This window comes from Pseudomonas sp. GW821-FHT01D09, assembly GCF_059422465.1.
Genome location: NZ_JBWKWY010000001.1, coordinates 30,867 through 47,684, shown reverse-complemented (window position 1 = coordinate 47,684; position 16,818 = coordinate 30,867). Strand labels below are relative to the sequence as shown.

16 protein-coding genes are annotated in these 16,818 nt (G+C 56.6%); 8 read left to right on the top strand and 8 right to left on the bottom strand.

From position 1 onward, the window contains the following. Positions 1-36 precede the first annotated feature (36 nt). The 5 genes from AC07W7_RS00260 to solA all read left to right on the top strand — a co-directional run bounded on the left by AC07W7_RS00260 (position 37) and on the right by solA (position 6,110). Positions 37-351: an SCP2 sterol-binding domain-containing protein gene (locus AC07W7_RS00260; RefSeq protein ID WP_495038372.1), complete on the top strand. Its 315-nt coding sequence runs from the start codon at positions 37-39 to the stop codon at positions 349-351. Between the two features lie 178 nt (positions 352-529). Next, positions 530-1,900: a 2-oxoadipate dioxygenase/decarboxylase HglS gene (gene hglS / locus AC07W7_RS00255; protein ID WP_495038371.1), complete on the top strand. Its 1,371-nt coding sequence runs from the start codon at positions 530-532 to the stop codon at positions 1,898-1,900. Positions 1,901-2,360: 460 nt separating this feature from the next. Next, on the top strand, positions 2,361-3,173 hold the full coding sequence (locus tag AC07W7_RS00250) for a pyrroline-5-carboxylate reductase family protein (protein ID WP_495038370.1): 813 nt from the start codon (positions 2,361-2,363) through the stop codon (positions 3,171-3,173). Positions 3,174-3,178: 5 nt separating this feature from the next. Then, positions 3,179-4,048 carry a methyltransferase domain-containing protein gene (locus AC07W7_RS00245; RefSeq protein ID WP_495038369.1) on the top strand — a complete coding sequence of 290 codons (870 nt, stop codon included), beginning with the start codon at positions 3,179-3,181 and terminating at the stop codon, positions 4,046-4,048. A gap of 907 nt (positions 4,049-4,955) precedes the next feature. Continuing rightward, positions 4,956-6,110 (top strand): N-methyl-L-tryptophan oxidase, encoded by a 1,155-nt coding sequence (gene solA / locus AC07W7_RS00240; RefSeq protein ID WP_495038368.1) that lies wholly within the window; start codon positions 4,956-4,958, stop codon positions 6,108-6,110. Between the two features lie 78 nt (positions 6,111-6,188). Here solA and AC07W7_RS00235 read toward each other — a convergent pair whose 3' ends face one another. The 4 genes from AC07W7_RS00235 to AC07W7_RS00220 form a co-directional block, all read right to left on the bottom strand. Then, positions 6,189-6,410, bottom strand: a complete 222-nt coding sequence (locus AC07W7_RS00235; protein ID WP_076965357.1) for a DUF465 domain-containing protein — start codon at positions 6,408-6,410, stop codon at positions 6,189-6,191. A 150-nt stretch (positions 6,411-6,560) separates the two neighbouring features. Continuing rightward, positions 6,561-8,690 carry a hybrid sensor histidine kinase/response regulator gene (locus AC07W7_RS00230; protein ID WP_169865037.1) on the bottom strand — a complete coding sequence of 710 codons (2,130 nt, stop codon included), beginning with the start codon at positions 8,688-8,690 and terminating at the stop codon, positions 6,561-6,563. Between the two features lie 97 nt (positions 8,691-8,787). Beyond that, the gene (locus tag AC07W7_RS00225; RefSeq protein WP_169865040.1) at positions 8,788-9,426 is read right to left on the bottom strand and encodes a ribonuclease T2 family protein; all 639 of its coding nucleotides are present in this window, start codon (positions 9,424-9,426) and stop codon (positions 8,788-8,790) included. A 106-nt stretch (positions 9,427-9,532) separates the two neighbouring features. Beyond that, positions 9,533-10,501 (bottom strand): Gfo/Idh/MocA family protein, encoded by a 969-nt coding sequence (locus tag AC07W7_RS00220; RefSeq protein ID WP_495038367.1) that lies wholly within the window; start codon positions 10,499-10,501, stop codon positions 9,533-9,535. A gap of 142 nt (positions 10,502-10,643) precedes the next feature. Between AC07W7_RS00220 and AC07W7_RS00215 the strand changes: the two genes are divergently transcribed. Beyond that, the gene (locus AC07W7_RS00215; protein WP_076963856.1) at positions 10,644-11,006 is read left to right on the top strand and encodes an NUDIX hydrolase; all 363 of its coding nucleotides are present in this window, start codon (positions 10,644-10,646) and stop codon (positions 11,004-11,006) included. A gap of 3 nt (positions 11,007-11,009) precedes the next feature. Here the strand turns inward: AC07W7_RS00215 and AC07W7_RS00210 are convergent, their stop codons facing one another. Then, positions 11,010-11,258, bottom strand: a complete 249-nt coding sequence (locus tag AC07W7_RS00210) for a DUF1652 domain-containing protein (protein ID WP_076963855.1) — start codon at positions 11,256-11,258, stop codon at positions 11,010-11,012. A gap of 409 nt (positions 11,259-11,667) precedes the next feature. Beyond that, positions 11,668-11,997: a hypothetical protein gene (locus AC07W7_RS00205; protein ID WP_197883805.1), complete on the bottom strand. Its 330-nt coding sequence runs from the start codon at positions 11,995-11,997 to the stop codon at positions 11,668-11,670. A gap of 170 nt (positions 11,998-12,167) precedes the next feature. Between AC07W7_RS00205 and AC07W7_RS00200 the strand changes: the two genes are divergently transcribed. Next, positions 12,168-12,710 carry a hypothetical protein gene (locus AC07W7_RS00200; protein WP_169865042.1) on the top strand — a complete coding sequence of 181 codons (543 nt, stop codon included), beginning with the start codon at positions 12,168-12,170 and terminating at the stop codon, positions 12,708-12,710. A gap of 58 nt (positions 12,711-12,768) precedes the next feature. Here the strand turns inward: AC07W7_RS00200 and AC07W7_RS00195 are convergent, their stop codons facing one another. Both AC07W7_RS00195 and AC07W7_RS00190 read right to left on the bottom strand, forming a co-directional pair. Continuing rightward, the gene (locus AC07W7_RS00195) at positions 12,769-13,407 is read right to left on the bottom strand and encodes a hypothetical protein (RefSeq protein WP_099170904.1); all 639 of its coding nucleotides are present in this window, start codon (positions 13,405-13,407) and stop codon (positions 12,769-12,771) included. 103 nt (positions 13,408-13,510) lie between these two features. Further along, entirely contained in the window at positions 13,511-15,658 is a 2,148-nt protein-coding gene (locus AC07W7_RS00190) for a TonB-dependent receptor family protein (protein ID WP_495038366.1), read from the bottom strand. Between the two features lie 125 nt (positions 15,659-15,783). On the opposite strand from AC07W7_RS00190, the gene AC07W7_RS00185 reads away from it, so the two are divergent. Next, a complete protein-coding gene (locus AC07W7_RS00185) occupies positions 15,784-16,620 on the top strand; it encodes a 5'-nucleotidase, lipoprotein e(P4) family (RefSeq protein WP_495038365.1) in 837 nt (278 codons plus the stop codon). Positions 16,621-16,818 lie beyond the last annotated feature (198 nt).

The window sequence follows — 16,818 nt, the reverse complement described above, 5'->3', positions numbered from 1 at the left end:
CAAGGTCACTGGCACCACCCATAAAAGGATCGAACCATGACTGACGTAGCTAAAGCCGTAGAAGCAATGAAAGCCAAATTCAACCCAGGCGCTGCCGACGGCCTGGACCTGGTGTTCGGTTTCCGTATCGACGACACCAAAAACTTCTCGCTGGTGGTTAAGAACAACACCTGCGAACTGCTGGAAGGCGAAAACCCTGACGCCCAAGTGACCCTGGTCATGGACGGCGACACCATGCAAGGCATCGTCGACGGCTCCACCGACGGCATGCAGGCCTTCATGGGCGGCAAGCTGCGCACCGAAGGCGACATGATGCTGGCAATGAAACTCAGCGAGCTGTTCCCGGCCTGATCCAGGGCAATCTGGGTTGACCAATCCCGCCTACCCAGGCGGGATTTTTGTATGTGCCGGTGGCGCTCATTCATTTGCAGAATGAAGTCCAGAGGAATCTTCATTTGCACCCACGGGCCACGCCCAACAAAATCTGGCTCACGGCCCACACCACCGTTATCGCCGCCAGGAATTTTCTATGCCGACCCCGCGCTTTATCAGCCCCGATGCCATCCGCAAAGACTTCTCCCGGGCCATGTCCGACATGTACCGCGAGGAAGTGCCGCTGTATGGCGCGCTGCTGGAGCTGGTGGCCGACACCAATGCCCGGGTGCTGGCAAGCGACCCCGCCCTGGCGCGGCAACTACAACGCACCGGCGAAATCCAGCGCCTGGACAGGGAACGCCACGGTGCCATCCGCCTGGGCAGCGCCTATGAACTGGCAACCATCCGCCGCCTGTTTGCGGTGATGGGCATGCAGCCGGTGGGCTACTACGACCTCACCCCGGCCGGCGTGCCGGTGCATGCCACGGCCTTTCGCGCCGTGCATGAAAGCGCCTTGCAGATCAGCCCGTTCCGGGTCTTCACCTCGCTGCTGCGCCTGGAACTGATCGAAAACCTTGAACTGCGGGCCTTTGCCGAAGCCGCCCTGGCCAAGCGTTCGATCTTCACCCCACGCGCCCTGGCCCTGATCGAGCAGGCCGAAGCCGACGGCGGCCTCAATGCCAGCGATGCCCAGGCCTTTATCCAACAAGCCCTGGAAACCTTTCGCTGGCACCACACCGCCACGGTCAGCGCGGCCCAGTACCAACAACTCAGCGACCAGCACCGGTTGATTGCCGACGTGGTGGCCTTCAAGGGCCCGCACATCAATCACCTGACCCCACGCACCCTGGACATCGACCGCGTACAAGCCGACATGCCCGGCAAAGGCATCACCCCCAAAGCCGTGATCGAAGGCCCACCCCGCCGCCAATGCCCGATCCTGCTGCGCCAGACCAGCTTCAAGGCCCTCGACGAAGCCATTGCCTTTACCGATGCCAAGGGCAGCCACAGCGCACGCTTTGGCGAGATCGAACAACGCGGCGTGGCCCTGACCCCCAAGGGCCGGGCGCTCTATGATCAGTTGCTCAACGCCGCCCGGGACGAACTGGGCGCCTTTCCCAATGAAGCCAACGCCCAGCGCTACACCGACCTGATGGAGCAACACTTCCAGGCCTTCCCGGATAATCACCGGGCCATGCGCGAGCAAGGGTTGGCGTTCTTTCGCTACGGGGTGACCGACAAGGGCCGTGCCGCCGGGAAAGGCGCGCCACAGAGCCTGGACGCATTGGTCGAGGCGGGTTACGTCGATATCGAACCGTTGGTGTATGAGGATTTCCTGCCGGTCAGCGCGGCGGGGATTTTCCAGTCGAACCTGGGCGATGCCGCGCAGAATCACTACATGGCCAACGCCAACCAGGCTGAGTTTGAACAGGCCCTGGGCCGCCAGACCCTGGATGAGTTGCAGCTGTATGCAGACACCCAGCAGCGCTCGATCGACACCTGCCTACAGGCGCTGCGCACCTAGAAAAAGAGTTCGCCCGACACCACAACGCATTCCATGCGTAGTCAACTTGCCCCAGGGCCGGGCGAACGGTTGGGATAATAGGCAGTGGCGAGGCGGCTGTCCTTGGGGCAATTCTGAAGAAATATGGAGCCTTCTCTTATCGACCCTGCCCCCTTGCCCGCGTCAGGCAGCCTCCTGCACTTTGGAATGTTTTGGGACTGCTGCGCAGCGCGAGCAAGCTTTCCCGCAACGAGGGAAACCTTATAGAAATCTATACCTCATCGTACGCAGACAACACTCCGCAAGACGGTAATGGTTATAATCGCCTGCTAATTCGCCATGTATTAAAACGATCATATACTCGACCGGAAAAGTACTACAACGATTTAGGACGCTTTTGATTTGATATAAATCCAATCCGAGACGATGCTCATCAAACCAGCTAGTACATAGAGGCTCTTATTCACTACCGGAGGCTTTTATGAACACACCATCAAAGATAAGCATCGTAATCGTAGGAGCAGGACACATGGGGAGTGCACTCGCACTCGGACTAAAAAATTCCAACCTCAATATCTCTATAATCGTAATCGAGCCCAACCCCATTCGGCGCGCCAGCATCACTGCTAATGGAATATGCACACAAGAGAGCATACCAGAACTAAAAAACACAAAAATCTTATTGTTAGCTATTCCTCCTCAAGCATTTTTTTCTTTTACAGAAAACTGTGAAAAAATTAAAAATTATTCAGGCTTGGTAATTTCAGTTATGGCTGGACTTACCATATCAACACTAAAAAAGGCTACTTACACAACACAAATTTGTCGTGCCATGCCAAACATCTCCTGCGCAAACCTAGATGGAATGACTGTTCTTTACTACTCAAAGAAAACCACAAATACAAACAGAGCATTGACCAACCAATTATTTTCCAGCCTTGGAAAATGTCTCCTATTAAAGAAAGAATATTTAATTGATAGTGCCACGGCATTAGTCGGTGGAGGCCCTGCTTACGTCGCCTATTTCGCAACCTCCTTATTAAATTTTGCAACAAGCAATGGTTTCGATAAAAAAAGCGCATCACTTATAACCACTCAAATAATTCGAGGCACCACCACTCTACTAGCTGAAAACAAAAATTCCCCTCTGAACATTTGCAAGCTTGTAATGACAGCCAAAGGTACAACCGAGCAAGCAATTAAATACTTTGACAAAAATAAATTAAGCGATCTTGTCATCGAAGGTCTAAACAAGGCTTGTGCACAGGCCAAAAAAATAGGCGAAGGGAGATAAAACATATGTTGGGACTTATTGATCACAGTGTACCTGGATGGTCTCAACCCAGTGACGGATTTCACTACTTAAACAGCCAGCCTTCCACTTACGAAGTCTATTTTGGCCTTGGACAAAGACTAATTTTTTTAAACACTCTCAACGTATTTAAAATAAGCTTAGCCGGCTTAAAACTTGGTGACTATCTGGTTCGCACATCAGATGCTATTACTTTGAATGGTAGCTTTCTAGATATTGGAACGGGAAGTGGCGCACATGCATTACTGATGAGAAAACTCGGCAACAAAAAAATTATTGCAACGGACATATGCAAGGCATCTATTAATCAAGCAAAAACACATGAAAAAATTAATTTTAAAACCAGCGAAATTACATTCCACATAAGTAATCTTTTTGAAAAAATCCCGCAACAGAAATTTCAAACTATTGCCTTTAACCCTCCAGGCTGGCGCACACCATCCACCTCACTAATCAAGATTCTAGAGGGTTTGGAGCGCAAAGGAGAGCTCTCTGCTCGCGCAATGTTTTATGGCGATGACGTCATAACACGTTTCCTCGAAGATCTCCCGAGATACCTTAGCATTGGCGGCAGAGCCATTATCGGTCTCAACTCTCTAGTAGGAATAGATGACATATTTAAAAAATATAATGACAAAAACAACAAAACTCCATTATTACAATACAAACTAATTGAACGATACACACTCCCTCTGCTTTACTATTCAGCCCAATGGCAGAAACTCGAAAAAAATTTAAAAATCGAGTTTGAGGAGTGGTCTAGAAAAGGCTTGGCGAATTACACAATTGACAGACAAGGGAAAATATACTGGTCGTACGAAATAATTGAAATTTCTCATAGATCATCTGAAAAATGAGCACCCCCTCATCGCTCTATTTAGCCACATACATATGGGCACTCTTTTGTGCTAGCGCTGCAAATATACTCTTAGGACTTTCATCACTCTATTGGCGGGAGCTAAGCGTTTTCTCGCCCTTGACACTTATTGCTTGTCGAATATTGCTGTCCCTAATCACGCTGGCACTTATTATTTCCTGGACAAGAAAAATTCAAGAATTTAAAAAACTAAAAATAAAAACTCTAAGCCTACACTTCGGCGCCTCCATACTCCTGAGTATAAACTGGGGGACGTTTATATGGGCTTCAGTAAATGGACATATTTTAGAAAGCGGTTTCGGATACTTATTAGCCCCATTCCTATCAATAGGTATAGGTGTACTTATTTACAATGAAACACTTAGACCTACTCAAATCCTTTCAATTATCACAATATCTGCCTCAGCCACACTGCTAATCTTATACGACAGCGAACTCAATCACTGGGTATATTCAGCAATAGCTATATCTTGGGGCTTATACACATGTACAAAAAAAGCCACCTCATTAAGCTCTATAAGTGGGCTTCTAATAGAAACTCTATTTTTGAGTATCGGAATTTTATTGGCATGGATTATACTTGACTGGTCATTGGTGTGGCCCGAAAATACCACATATCGTTTTCGATGGTTGATTCTCTTCGCCGGATGTGTCTCAGTCATACCTTTAGCGATGTTCGCTTACGCAGCAAAAAGACTCCTCCTTGCAACGACTGGCTTTCTTCAGTTTATACTCCCTATCACACAATTTTTTGTTGCCATATTTTTTTACAGACAATCTATTTCAATAGGATCCTTGTCTTTATTTTTAGTAACATTTGGAATATTAGTTTCTCTATTTCTTTACGAATGCGCCGACACTCGATCTCAACAAAGGAGCTCGATCAAATGAAAAATTATTATGATGTAATAGTCGTTGGCCTTGGAGTTTTTGGGGCGTCTGCGCTGTGGCGATTGGCATCGAAAGGTAAACGTGTGTTGGGAGTCGATGCTGGTGGACCCACTCACTGCTTCGGATCGTCTCATGGCAGCTCAAGAATTTTTCGCCGCGCTTATTGGGAGGGAGAAAAATACCTTCCTCTTCTCAACCATGCAGATACGCTATGGAATGAGTTGGAGGCCGTAGCTCAAAGAAAACTCTTATTTAGAACCGGCGGTATTTTTATTGGACACAGCGACAGTCGCGTGGTGAAAGGAAGTACGAGAACAGCCAAACTTTCTCAAATACAGCACAGCCTATTGACCGCAGATAAAGTCTGCCGGCATGTTCCAGCATTCAATATACCCCATAACTTTGAAGCTCTATACGAACCAGGTGCCTACGCAATTTCCGCCTGTGACGCCAGATTGACAATGTTAAATGAGGCAGTGCATCAAGGCGCCGTAACACTATTCGGCGAAAGTGTTGTTTCTGTAAAAAACAATGGTGCGGGTGCAACATTGAAAACCAAGAATGGTAATTCTTATACTGCAAAATCAGTAATTGTTACGACCGGCCCTTGGATTGCTGAACAGCTGCTACCCGAGCTAAAGGATTACCTAGAAACCAGAAAGCTGCCTGTTTACTGGTTCACTCCAAAAACAGGATCGGAAAATATTTTTTCTCCTGAAAATTTTCCAGTCTTTCTCTATGAGTCCTCACATGGTCATCTACTGTACGGAGTGCCCTCAATTGTCAGCAATGAACCTGGTGTAAAGATAGGATTTCATAATCGGCAACAGATCCCGACACATCCCTCGTGGATGGAAGTCCAGATCTCGCAGCAATCGATAGAAGAAATATCTACCATTGTCAGCCCCCTATTGCCTGATCTTGAACGTTTACCAACACGAGCAAAAAACTGCTTCTATACCATGAGCAAGGATGAATCTTTTTTGATCGGCGCCTCCACTAAACTGAACTCGGTGTATTTTGCATCCGCATGTTCAGGACATGGATTCAAGTTTGCAACTGCTATAGGTGATGCTCTTGCACACTTGGTCAACGGACAGGATCCAAGCGTATCAATTTCAGAATTCTCCCCAACACGTTTTTGGAACTAAAAAATACTGCAACTGTTGAAAAACATTAAGCCGTCAAGGAGCGACGTTCTCGCCCCCTGACTGACTCCACTTCGTGTATCAAAGCAGCTTGGTAATTTCGTCTTTGATCAACAAGCGTTTTTCCTTCAGTTTCTTCAAATCATCATCGTTGCCGGCGGCCCTTTCGGCGCTTAACACCAATTCATCGACAGTCTTGTATTTGTCAAATAACGCATTCAGGTGAGGCTTCTCTGCCCGGCGTTTTTCGACATCTTCCTTGCTCAACCCCAAATCCTGATAAAGATCATGTTTCACTGGCATGAAGTACCTCCGCAAGTTAATCAATGACTGGTACACCTTGAAGCTAGCCCATCCATGGGCCTCTTGTCATGCCCAAGGTCAATTCCCCTGGCCCGGCGCCTGGGCAATGTTCAGGTCTTGCCAGGTTATCGCCGGCACCTTGGCAAATGCTCAATCGCCGTGGCTTACCCGTGCGGTCAGTACCGAGCGTACCTGTTGCGCCAGGTCTTCGGGGCGGTAGGGTTTGCCCAGCAGATGAATGTCGTTGCCCAACAGGTGGTCGCTGGAAAGAATGTCGCGGGTATGCCCGGAGGTGAACAACACCGCAACCGGCGGCTGTTGCGCCTTGGCCCACTGGGCCAGGTCGGTGCTTTTGATCCGCCCAGGCATGACCACATCGGTGAAGATCAGGTCGGGCCGCAAGCCGGTGCGCAGCATCAGCATGGCGTCATCGCCATCCTCGGCGGTGAGCACCGTGTAGCCAGACTGTTGCAGCAATTCCACCGCCGCGCCGCGTACGCCTTCGTTGTCCTCCACCACCAGAATGGATTCCCGGCCGCCCTCTTGCAGGGCCTCACAGGGTGGGGCTTCCTGGCTTTCCGGCTCAAGGCTGTGGGGGAAGTACATCTGCACCACGGTGCCCTGGCCTGGCTCGCTGCTGATCTGCACATGCCCGCCACTTTGCTTGACGAAACCAAACACCATGCTCAAGCCCAGGCCGGTGCCGTGGCCGTCAGGCTTGGTGGTGAAGAACGGCTCGAAGACCCGCCGCAGCACCGCCGGCGGCATGCCGGCCCCGGTGTCGCTGACCGACAGGCGTACATATTCGCCGGGGGCAATCCCGTTGCGGCAGCCCTCCTCGGGCGACAGGCTGATGTTTTCACCGGTGATGCGGATCACCCCCTCGCCCTTCATGGCATCCCGGGCATTGATCGCCAGGTTGAGCACGGCGTTTTCCAATTGATTGCGATCGACATGGATGCACCAGGGGTCTTGCGGCAATTGCACATCGATCTGGATGGTTTCCCCCAGGGCCCGCTGCAGCAATTCACCCAGGCCTTCATAAATGCGCCGGGGGTTGAACACCGCCGGTGACAGCGGCTGGCGCCGGGCAAAGGCCAGCAGTTGCGAGGACAGCTTGGCGCCGCGCTCGACGGCAGCCAGGGCGGCACCGACGCGCCGTTGTACCTGGGGGTTGTCCCGTTCATGGCGGGCCAGCAGGTGCAGGTTGCCGGCAATCACCTGCAGCAGGTTATTGAAGTCATGGGCCACGCCCCCGGTCAGCCCGCCAATGGCTTCGAGCTTTTGCGACTGGCGCAATTGGTCCTCGGCGGCCGAACGCGCCTGGACTTCGGCGGCGACGCGCTGCTCCAGGTTATGGGTGAGTTTGAGCAAGGACTCTTCGGCAATCTTGCGTACATGGATATCGATGATCACCCCGGGAAAGCGCAGCGGCTGCCCGCCCGCATCCAGCTCGCAACGCCCGCTGGCCAGCACCCACAGATAGCTGGCGTCGGGGCGTCGCACGCGAAACTCGACGTTATACGGGCCACCGGCTTCCAGGGTGCGGGCAATCAGGCGGTTGACCCGCACCAGGTCATCGGGATGGATGACCTGAGTGGCCACGGCAATGGGCAGGCCTTGCTCCACGTCGGCCATGGTCAGGCCCAGGGTGCGGGCGAAACGCTCGTCACCCGACAGCCGGTCGGGCAACACATCCCAGACAAAGGAGCCCAGCAGCGCCCCGGCATTGAGCGCCAGTTGCAAGCGCTCGTCGGCCACGCGGTAAGCCCCCTCGGCTTCCTGGCGCAAACGCTCGGACAGTACGTGCTCGGTGGTCTCCACCACAATCGCCAGCACCCCGGCCGGCTGCTGGTCGTCACCGGCCACCGGGCTGTAATAGAGGTCCAGCCACAAGTCTTCAGGGCGACCATTGCGCAGCAACATCAAGGCCTTGTTGCGGTAGGACAAGGTGCCACCGGCCAGGCAGGTGTCCATGACCTGCCGGTTGAAATCGGCCACTTCCGGCCAGCCCTGCTCCACCGGCACGCCCAGCAGAAACGGGTGGCGCCCGCCGGCAAACACCGAATAGCTGTCGTTGTAGATCATGTACCCGGCACGGCCCCAGAGCATCACCATCGGCACCGGCGAAGCCAGGAGCATCTGCACCGCACACGTCAGGCTGGTGGACCAGCGGTCAATCGGGCCCAGGTCGGTGGTCGACCAGTCAAAGGCACGGATCCTTTGGGCCATTTCACCGCCCCAACCGTCACAACCATGGGTATTGGATAAAAATTGCATGAATCAGCTCGGTGCAGAGAGAAGGCATTCACCACTGTTGGAGCATAGCGCTGCCGGATGGTTTCACTCTGTATAGCTTATGCACCAACCGCCGGGATTATCGCTGGGCAGGTATTCGGATCTCGCCGCCCCGGCATTGGGTCTTGACGCTCTTCGGGCAACCGGCGAAGCGCAACTCCTTGCTCAAGCAGACCCGCACCTCCGACAACACCTTGCCCCGGCAGATCACGGCCATGCCGTGGCGCCCCATGCGGGGGTTGCTCTCGCGAAACAAGGCTTCAATATCCCGGGCGGCAAGTGGGCCGGGCACATTAAAAGGCTCGAACGCCTGCGGAATCTGGACCACCGCCAATGCGGCATCGGCCTTGTCCAGGTAGTCGGACGCCTCCAGGCCACTGCATGTGCCGTGCTTGGCCCATTCATGTTTGAGCAGTTTTTCAGTCACGAACAATGACATGCCCTTGGCCAGTTCCTCGGCCGACAACCGCGACCGCGGCAGGCAAGAGGCCGGCCACCCGCCCCGGGCATATTGCGGCCACAGGCCATGTAGCACAAAGCCGTAGCCCTTGCCGGTGCACTGCTGGTCCTGTGGATGGGTCAGGCAGAAAGTCGGCGACCAGGACAGTGACAACACATAAAAATCAAAGTCGCCGGCCTGCCCCTGGCTGCGGGAGGCTGCACCCGCCTGCGCGGCCAACGCCAGGCACAGGGCGATCCAGGTGGTTCTCCATTTCATCGGGCAAATCCTTTATCAAAGTGAGCGGCCATTGTTCTGGGCCACACCCCGGCGCGCAGTCAGGTAACGCGCTGCCGCACGGTAGAAAGCTCGACAGCTCCAGGCATCAAGGCTTGCGCTGCAGCACCCGATCCATGATCCGGTCGGTCTTCAGGGCTTCGATGGCCAGTGCCGGGTGTACACATTCGCCACGGATATGCGCGTTCATGCCCAGTACGTGGTGCCACTGGATATGGGGGTGATGGGCAATATGCAGGGTCTGGCTGACCTCGGCCTCAAGTTGCAACGGTTGCTCATCAAACACTGAAAAGGTGATGCGTCCAGCGCTACCGATCAACTCGACCCGGTCCTCGGGGCGGTCGGCCACAAAGTTCCAACAGCCCATCCCCAGCGCGCCCGAGGTGAAGCTCCAGCAGGCGGTGACGGCATCTTCCGCCGCATAGCGCCCAGCCTGGCGCGCGGTATACCCCGTGACCTCGACGATATCCCCCGCCAGGTACTGGAACAGGTCCAGGCCATGGCTGGCCAGGTCGGCAAAATAGCCCCCGCCGGCAATCGCCGGGTCGGTCCGCCAGTTGCTGGCGTGGGTATCGGTCGGCGATGGCGGCTTGCACAACGTCCAGCTCAGGTGCCGCAACTCGCCAATGCGCCCTTGTTGCAGCCAGGCACGCACCTGCTGGAAGCGCGGCAGGGAACGCCGGTAATAGGAGACAAACAGATGCAACCCGGCCCGCTCGAAGGTGCGCTGCATCAAGGCGCTCTGCTCGGCATTGAGGGACATCGGCTTTTCGACGCAGCAATGCTTGCCTGCCGCGGCCACCAGCAGGCTGTATTCCAGGTGGCTGTCGGGGGGCGTGGCGATGTACACCGCATCCACTTCGGGGTCATCGATCAGGGCCTGGGCATCCGTGTAAAACCGGGCAATCCCATGGCGTGCCGCATAATCGCGCACCGCTTGCGGGCGACGCCCCATCACAGCCACCAGGGCCGAACCTGGCGCTTTGTAGAAAGCGGGTCCACTCTTGATCTCAGTAACACTGCCACAACCGATCATGCCCCAGCGGATGGTGCTCATCTGACTTTCCTTCACCGGTGTTTTTTTCAGTGGAGCAGTATCGGCGTTTTCCTTCACGGTCTCCAGCCTCGCCCTATAAAGACCCCGCATGACAATTGCATTACACTTTTATGACGATCATCCAGTCGCGGGGGCACAGACGATGAAAATACGCGCAACGGTGATTTGCGAACACGAGGGGCACATTCTGTTTGTGCGCAAGGCCAGGTCGAAATGGGCCCTGCCCGGTGGCAAGGTCGAGCGCGATGAGCGCCCGGTCGGCGCGGCCGCGCGTGAACTACAGGAGGAAACCGGGCTGAACGTGGATGGGTTGCTGTATCTGCAGGAGTTGAAGGCCAGTGACACGCTGCATCACGTGTTTGAAGCCTCGGTGGTGAACATCGACCAGGCCCGGCCCTGCAATGAAATCATCGATTGCCAGTGGCATGCCTACAGTGCGTTGGAGCAACTGGACACCACCGCTGCCACCAAGCGTATCGTCCGCTCGTTTCTGCGCCGGCTCTGACGCCTAGCCGAAGGCCGCAAAGCCCCGGCGCCCGGCCTTGAGCTCGGTGCGCAGTTCGCCGATCAGGTTGGAGATTGCACGGATGCTGTCCAGGCCCTGGGGCGACACGCCGGTCAACAGCAGCTCCACACGACCGGACTCGGGCTCGAAGATACGGATCGTCAAAAAACCCTGGGGGTTGACGCTACAGTCACACGACAGCGGGGCAAAGCCGGACGCCATGATGCGACTCAACTCAACGATCGGAATCATTCTGGCTACCCTGGGTCGCACATGACGCGATGGACGTGATCCCAGCAGAATAGATGAGGGTGTGCAACACGTGTGGGTAATCCTGCGAAAGTGTTAGCTACCCCACACTTTCCCCCGAAAGCGCTGGTGCAATGGCGCCAGAAAAACCATGGGTGTTTCGCCACTACCCGGCTATGCAGGTCAAATCGCGGGCAAAAAAAATCCCAGGTGGCTGATGGAAACCTGGGATTTAAAAATGCATAAACCGTGGGAGGTGAACGCCCGCTCATCATAACTACCGAGACAACTTGTAACAAGTTGATCCATTAGCCTTTCGTCGGATTGAAACAACGCTAAGTCATTCAATAACCACACATTTTTTATGGTTCCCGGTGTCTTCAGTGCCACTTTTTGGTGCGGCTACAGGGGTCTATTTACGCGCCAGTTTGTAGCGTATGCACTCTTCATAAAAGCTTGCGCGAACGGCCGCCGGCTTGAGGCGCGATGCGCTGTCATAGGTCTGCTCGGTGATGCCCATGGCCATCATGCGCATCCAGGACTTGTCGAACTTGTACCGCTGGATCTTCTGCCGCGCCGCATACAATGAAACACCGGCCAACTTCAGCTCCTGGGCCCTGGCCGCCGTGCCCGCGCCCCAACTGCACATGTACCGGTCCCCTTCGCGCAGCGCCTTGCCCTGGGCCGCCACCGCCCCGCTCGCCAGGGCCAAGGCAATCAGCGTGATTGTTACATTGCGCATTGGCATCCCACCTAACCACTTGAAAATAAAAGTGATTTTGGCGAGATCTGGATCAGTTGGGGGCCATTAAAATGCCTTCTTGGCGATCAGCCTTCCCCGCCAGGGTTGCTGCCCTACCGGCGGCTGACCATAATCGCCCACCCTTTATCCCCCTCACGCAAGGAAATGCCGTGAAGAAGTTTCTCCTGCTGGCCCCATTGTTGATTCTGCTGCAAGGTTGCGGCGCGACCATGACGTCATACGAGCCCAGTTTCGACAACGTCCAACGCCTCAAGCAAAACCCTGCGCTGCAACCTGTCAGCCAGGCCCAAGTCACTGCCGCCTCGGGCCAGGGCTGGTTGATGGTTCGGGCCAACCCGATCAGCTCGCCAGCCGGCAGCATCCCCGCCCACGTGCAGGCGGCGCTCACCCAGGAGCTGTCCCTGGCCGGCCTGCTGAATCAAAGCGCGCCACGGCGCCTGGATGTGCTGCTGGTGAAGAGCGAGCTGACGGCGGGCGTGGGCTCCGGCCATGGCACGCTGGCCGCGCGCTTTACCGTGGTCAAAAATGATGCCGTGGTGTACGACGCCACCAAGGAAGTGACCAGCGTGTGGTCCAGTTCATTCTTCGGCCCCATTGCGGTCCTGAATGCAACCAACGCCTACAACCCGCTGGTGCGTGACTTGCTCAAGGCCTTGTACAGCGACCCGCTGTTTATCCAGGCACTCAAGTAAAAACACAGGTAAAAAAAAGGGAGCCGGTCAGCCGGCTCCCTTTTTTTGCAGCCCGGAATCAGGCTCGCGGCACACCGCCATCCAGTGCCGAGTACTTCAGGTTGTTGCTCTCGACCATCTGCTTGAGCAACGCATTGACCTGGCGCGTAAAGGTGTCGGTCACCGCTTCTTTTGGCGTGTAGGCCATCATCGGGATAAACCAGATACCCAACCAGGTGTTGATCGCATCATGGTTGCTGCCTTTGCTCAGCGCCTGGCCTTGGGGGTCCAGGGCTTCCAGGCTCATGGTGTACTGGTCGGTACCCAACGCCGGGATAATGGTGAAGGTAAAGCCGCTGATAAAGGCCAGTACCATCTGACCGCCCCCTGGCGGATGGTTGTAGACCTTCAGGCGCAGGCTGTAGTCGCCCGGCTGCTTCTGGAACTCATCCAGGGTCACACGGCCGAACAGGCCGGAATCGGTGAGGATCTTTTGCAGTTGCGGACGCAGCATATCCCGCGCCTGGGGGACTTCGGCAGCGGCAGCGTTGGTCGGTTCGCCTTGATAGAAATCAAAGTCGACATAGACGTTCGGCTTGTTGGCGAAACTCGCCTTCGATGGCAGGGTGACTGGCGCGACTTCGTCCTTGGTGAAGCTGGCGCAGCCACTCACTGCCAACATCATCAGGGCCAACCCCAGCATTTTTCCAATGTGCATTACGACTTCCTTAGTTGATGGAGCGTCTCCATGGCCGGAGGTGCTGGGGCGGATGATAGAGCGTCAAGGGCAATGATGAAAAGCCATATGGGGATGGATAGACTTAACGCAGGCTCCAGGACACCCCGGCATACACCCCCATGCCATCGCCCGGCGTCGAGCGCGCCATATCGCGGCCATGGTCGTCATACCCCGGAGTCACGGTATTGGCGTAGCGCTGGTGGGTCAGGTTGCGCAGGTCGATCCAGGCTTGCCAGTCCTGTTTCGGTGCGTCATAGCCGACGGTCGCGCCCAACAAGCCATAGGCCGCCGCGTAGTAGGAATTGGCATAGTCCACCGCCACCCGCGAGGAATACTCGCCATTGAGGCTGCTGAAAAAACCACTGGGATGGCTGTAGCGCAACTGCGCCTGGTAGTAGTGCCTGGGGATGCCGGGCAGCGTGTTGTCGCCAAATCGCGGGTCATCGCGGTAATGGAAGTTGCTGAAGGTGTAGGCCTGGCGCAGGGCCAGGCGGCCGGCGTTGCCAGCATCCCACAGCGCGCTGGTGAGGCTCAGTTCCAGGCCCTGGTGGATAGTCGGGCTGGCGTTGGATTCGGCGACCACCTGCGAACTCGTGAGGCTTGCCGCCTGGGTCTCGACGCTGAGCAGTTCATGGCGCACCAGCGAGTGGTACAACGCCAGGTCCCATTGGCCGAACCAGGCTTCGCCGCGCCCGCCCACTTCCAGGGTGGTGGCGGTCTGGTTTTGCAGTTCCACGCCTTCGCGGGCCAAGCCTGAAGCCGGATTACTAGCATCTTTGGCAAAGAACTTGTTGGAACCCCAGATCATCGACCAGGCATGCGGCGGCTCCACCGAGCGGCTCAGGTTGCCATACACCTGCAACTGCGGGTTGAAGTCATAGCGCAGGCCCACGCGCGGGGCATAGTCCCAGTCATGAGTGCTCAAGGGAGCATGGGTTTCGGGGTAGGTGACTTCGGTTTCGCGACGGGTATAGATCGCCGCCAGGCCGGTGGTCAGCCACAGGTCGGGCAGCAGCTCCAGGTCGTTGCTCACGTGCAGCACCGTATCCGACCCCAGGTAACTGTAGTCACGGGTCTTGGTCCCCGGGGCGAAACCGGCGGTGGTCCCGGCAGGCACGCGCACGTACTCCGACACACCGTTATTGGGCAGGCCCTGGGTGGTGCGCAAGCCGACCGTGGTCTGGCTGGCGCGCCCCAGCAGCGTGTCCTGGCGGATGTAGTTCAAGGTGCCGCTGATATCGGTATACGCCACCTTGAGGCGGTTGGTGCCTTCGCGCAGGTCCATGGGGTAGTCGTGGTACACCAGCCCCGCTTCAACGCGGGAGTTATCGTCCAATTGCAGCGTGGTCTTGTTGGCGATCCAGGTAGAGCCCGGCTGCAAGCGCTTGGAGTCGCGTGCCAGGTTGAGGGCGTTGGCTGCGCGCGGGCTGTGCTCGATCTGCTGGCGCGTGAGTTTGCCGGGGCTGTCGTTGGCGGTTTCGCGGTAACGCAAATAGAAGCGGGTTTCCAGGTCCGGGTTGAACCGGTAGCCGAAGTTGGCCGCCACACCCTTGCCACTGCCGGCGCTCTGTTGCTGGAAGCCATCATCGTCAGTGTCGGTCAGGCTGATGTAATAGTCGGCATCGCCCAGCACTTGCCCGGAGCTGATTTCCCGCTGGGCATAACCGTGGCTGCCAGCCCCGTAGCGCACACGCAACCTGGGGGCATCGTAGCCGGTGTGGGTCACATAGTTGACCGCCCCGCCCAGGGCCAATGCCCCCCGGTCAAACCCGTTGGCGCCGCGCAGCACTTCGACCCGGCTGAGCCACAACGGGTCCTTGAGCTCATAAGGCGTACCGCCGGGGCCGGTGAGTGGCAGGCCGTCGATGGTTTCATACAAACCGGATGCGTGGCTGCCGGGGCCACGGTTGATGCCCGAGCCGCGAATGGAGATTTTCACCCCTTCGTTATTCGCCGCCTTGGCGTAGATGCCGGCCTGGTACTTGAGCACATCTTCGTTGCTGCTGACCCGCCCCTGCTCGACGCTTGCCATGTCAACGTAGTTGGTGGCGCCGGGCACCTGCTTGAGTTGCGCCTGGGCCGCTTCGCCTTCGCTCAGTTCAGGGCTGGTGACTTGCAGCGGCGCCAACTGCAATGCCTCCTGGGCCTGGGCCAGGTGGCTGAATGTCAGGGCAGCCCCCAAGCCGAGCCAGCGTGGGGAAAGAACAAGCAGGGGTTGTCGCAGGCGCATGGGCCGAATCCTTGAAGAGGTCTGCGGTTGGAAGCCGCGGATCATACGCAGGTCACGCACAAACCTGGTCGATTAGGCTAATGTGCTGGCCCTGAGCGCCCCTTCACTCTTGAGGCCGAGCCTTTATGCGCAATCTCACCTTCGCCAGCATCTGCCTGTTCTCTTCACTCCTGGTCGGCTGCCAACAGCACCCACCGGCCAATGACCAACTGGATGCCGTGCTGTGGACCCAGACCTCCATCGAACACGAGTTGATCTATCGCCAGGTGTTCGCCGACGCCACCCGCCAGCTCGACGTGGCCCTGGCCACCCAGGACTGGGACGCCCTGCCCTTTGCCCCGCGCAACCTGAGCGGCCTGCCGCCGGCAGTGATTGTCGATATCGACGAAACCCTGCTGGACAACGTGCCGCTCAATGCGCGGGACATCGTCAACAACCAGGTCTACGCCTATGACCGCTGGAACACCTGGGTCGACCAGGCCAAGGCCCAGGCCCTGCCCGGCGCCGTGGCGTTCTTGCAGGCGGCGCGGCAGCGCGGGATCAAGGTGTATTACCTGACCAACCGTGAGCACAGCCAGGTCCAGGCCACCGTCGCCAACCTTCGCCTGCGCGGCTTCCCGGTGGACAGCAACGAACAGGTACTGGCGGCCGCCACCCCGACCGGCCATTGCGAACAGGCCAGCTACGGCAAAAACTGCCGCCGCCAGTGGGTCGCCAGCCAGGCGCGGGTGTTGTTGATGGTCGGGGATTCCCTGGGGGATTTCGTCCAGGCCGAACACAACACCCTGGCCGCCCAACACCGGGCGGTCGAGCCCTATGTGGGCTGGTTCGGCCAGCGCTGGTTCCTGCTGCCGAACCCAACCTACGGCAACTGGTACAGCGCGCCCTATGGCGACCGCGAAGAGATTCCATTTGAGCAAAAGCGTTTTTTCAAGCGTGAGGCCCTGCAGTTGCAGCAATGAGGATCAGCTGTGGCAGCTGAAATGCAATCCTCCAAACCCTGAAGATCGAGATGGGAGCTGTCGAGCCCCAGCGAGGCTGCGATGGCGGCGGCATGGCTGGGAGGGATGCTGGCTGACCCAGCGCTATCGCTGGCAAGCCAGCTCCCACCTTGGATCTTCAGTACATTGAGTACCGTATGCATCCTGCGGTGGCAGTGA

Excerpts from the sequence above, each read along its gene's own strand:
- AC07W7_RS00230 (WP_169865037.1), bottom strand. The coding sequence starts at position 8,690 with ATGCAATTTTTATCCAATACCCATGGTTGTGACGGTTGGGGCGGTGAA.
- AC07W7_RS00185 (WP_495038365.1), top strand. The coding sequence starts at position 15,784 with ATGCGCAATCTCACCTTCGCCAGCATCTGCCTGTTCTCTTCACTCCTG.
- AC07W7_RS00205 (WP_197883805.1), bottom strand. The coding sequence starts at position 11,997 with ATGCGCAATGTAACAATCACGCTGATTGCCTTGGCCCTGGCGAGCGGG.
- AC07W7_RS00215 (WP_076963856.1), top strand. The coding sequence starts at position 10,644 with ATGAAAATACGCGCAACGGTGATTTGCGAACACGAGGGGCACATTCTG.
- AC07W7_RS00245 (WP_495038369.1), top strand. The coding sequence starts at position 3,179 with ATGTTGGGACTTATTGATCACAGTGTACCTGGATGGTCTCAACCCAGT.
- AC07W7_RS00190 (WP_495038366.1), bottom strand. The coding sequence starts at position 15,658 with ATGCGCCTGCGACAACCCCTGCTTGTTCTTTCCCCACGCTGGCTCGGC.
- AC07W7_RS00235 (WP_076965357.1), bottom strand. The coding sequence starts at position 6,410 with ATGCCAGTGAAACATGATCTTTATCAGGATTTGGGGTTGAGCAAGGAA.
- AC07W7_RS00220 (WP_495038367.1), bottom strand. The coding sequence starts at position 10,501 with ATGAGCACCATCCGCTGGGGCATGATCGGTTGTGGCAGTGTTACTGAG.
- AC07W7_RS00260 (WP_495038372.1), top strand. The coding sequence starts at position 37 with ATGACTGACGTAGCTAAAGCCGTAGAAGCAATGAAAGCCAAATTCAAC.
- solA (WP_495038368.1), top strand. The coding sequence starts at position 4,956 with ATGAAAAATTATTATGATGTAATAGTCGTTGGCCTTGGAGTTTTTGGG.
- AC07W7_RS00225 (WP_169865040.1), bottom strand. The coding sequence starts at position 9,426 with ATGAAATGGAGAACCACCTGGATCGCCCTGTGCCTGGCGTTGGCCGCG.
- AC07W7_RS00210 (WP_076963855.1), bottom strand. The coding sequence starts at position 11,258 with ATGATTCCGATCGTTGAGTTGAGTCGCATCATGGCGTCCGGCTTTGCC.
- AC07W7_RS00250 (WP_495038370.1), top strand. The coding sequence starts at position 2,361 with ATGAACACACCATCAAAGATAAGCATCGTAATCGTAGGAGCAGGACAC.
- AC07W7_RS00195 (WP_099170904.1), bottom strand. The coding sequence starts at position 13,407 with ATGCACATTGGAAAAATGCTGGGGTTGGCCCTGATGATGTTGGCAGTG.
- hglS (WP_495038371.1), top strand. The coding sequence starts at position 530 with ATGCCGACCCCGCGCTTTATCAGCCCCGATGCCATCCGCAAAGACTTC.